This window comes from Salinispora cortesiana, assembly GCF_000484695.1.
Lineage (GTDB): Bacteria > Actinomycetota > Actinomycetes > Mycobacteriales > Micromonosporaceae > Micromonospora > Micromonospora cortesiana.
Map to the genome: position 1 here is coordinate 1 of NZ_AXVR01000166.1, position 1,672 is coordinate 1,672.

General features: G+C 64.3%; 2 protein-coding genes. Both read right to left on the reverse strand.

The genetic code is table 11. From position 1 onward, the window contains the following. Positions 1-512 (reverse strand): ABC transporter substrate-binding protein (locus K228_RS0124865; protein WP_029723979.1); only part of this gene is annotated, 512 nt, incomplete at its 3' end. 281 nt (positions 513-793) lie between these two features. Continuing rightward, positions 794-1,672: peptide ABC transporter substrate-binding protein (locus tag K228_RS0124870; RefSeq protein WP_025620780.1), on the reverse strand; the 879-nt coding region annotated here is incomplete at its 5' end.

The window sequence follows — 1,672 nt, forward strand, 5'->3', positions numbered from 1 at the left end:
AGGCCGGACATCGTCTCGGCGGACGGCGCCGGCGCCTCCGCCGGGCCCTCGCCGTCCGGGTCCTTGGGCAGGACCTCGTCGATGCCGGCGATCCGCTTCATGAAGTAGCCGTTGTTCTGGGCGTTCGGCGCGTAGGCGGCGTAGTTCCAGGAGCGGATGAAGGAGTCGGCGTTGACCGGCTCGCCGTTGTCGAAGGTGTAGCCGTCCTTCAGCTTGATCGTCCAGAGCTTCTGGTCGTCTGACTCAATCGACTCGGCCAGGTCGTTCTCCGGTTCACCGGTGTCGGCGTTGTACTTGACCAGACCACGGTAGAGCTGACGGACCACGTAGATCGACGGCTCGTCATCGGCATTGGACGGCAACAGGAACGCCGGCTCCGAGGCGTAGACCCGCAGCTGACCGCCAGACTGGCCGGCTGCGTCCTCCGAGTCGTCGCTGCCACCACTACAGGCGGTGGCCAACATGGCGGTGGCGGTCGCTGCGACCGCCACCTTCAGGAATTTCCCGCGCATATGGAGTGCCTCCTCAGGGCGCTCGGCTCACGAGGGGGTGTGAGGTGTCTGTCACTGTGACACCGGACACGCGATTTCGAGAAGGCGTGTTATCAACCCGATACCCGCCCGGGACGGTGCGTACATCAGCACCAGAGCAATTTGTCCGAATCTACGTCCCGGGTGGTGGCACCGGCGCGTGGTCGGGGTGGCAGCAGCCGTGGATCGCCCGGACGGCCTCCGGGCCGAGCCCCACGGCTGCTGCCACCCCTTTCATACTGGTTGGATCAGGTTGCCGAGGTTCAGTTCTGCTTCAGCGAGGTCTCGCCGTAGGCGGCGCCGGAAACCTTGTTCCAGACGAAGGTGTCGACGTTCTCGCTGTAGATCGCCGTCTCCTTGCGCCAGTAGATCGGAAGGGCCGGCATTTCTTCGGCCACGATGTCTTCAGCCTGTTGGTAGAAGGCGATGGCCTCCTCCAGGGTCGGGGCGGAGTCACCCTGCGCCAGTAGCTTGTCGAATTCGGGGTTGCTGAAGGTGGTGTTGTTGCCGTCGGAGTCGGAGCCGTAGAGCGGAGTCAGGAAGGTCTCCAGGAATGGGTAGTCCGGGCCCCAGCCGAGCCGGAACGGTCCGGTGAACTCATTCTTGTCCGCAACCTCCAGGTATTCAGCGAACTGCAGGTTGACCTTCAGCTCGTAGTCGATGCCCAGCGCGTTCCTGATCTGGTCGCCAACGGCCTGTAGCCAGGCCTCGTGGCTGGCACCCGCGTTGGCCCAGAGGGTCAGCTTCTTGCCCTCCGGCCAGCCACCAGCTTCGGCCAGCAGTTCCTTGGCCTTCTCGACGTCCTTTTTGCAGTAGGTGCAGACACCCTCGCGAGCGCCGTCGAAGATCGGTGCGATGAACCCGGTGGCAGCAACGTTCCGCCCGTCGAAGACGGCATCAACGATGGACTGGCGGTCGATCGCCAGCGAAAGCGCCTGGCGGATCCGCTTGTCCTTGAAGCTGTCATCCCACAACGGCATGCCGACGTAGTTGAGGCTGTCGCCCTCCAGCTCGTACAGCCCGTCACCGTAGCTGGCCTGGGCATCGTTGAAGCGCGCCGGCGGGATCGTGTACATCACGTCCAGCTCGCCGGCCTGGAAGGCGGCGTAGCCGCTGTCCACGTCGGCGAAGATCCGGTAGTA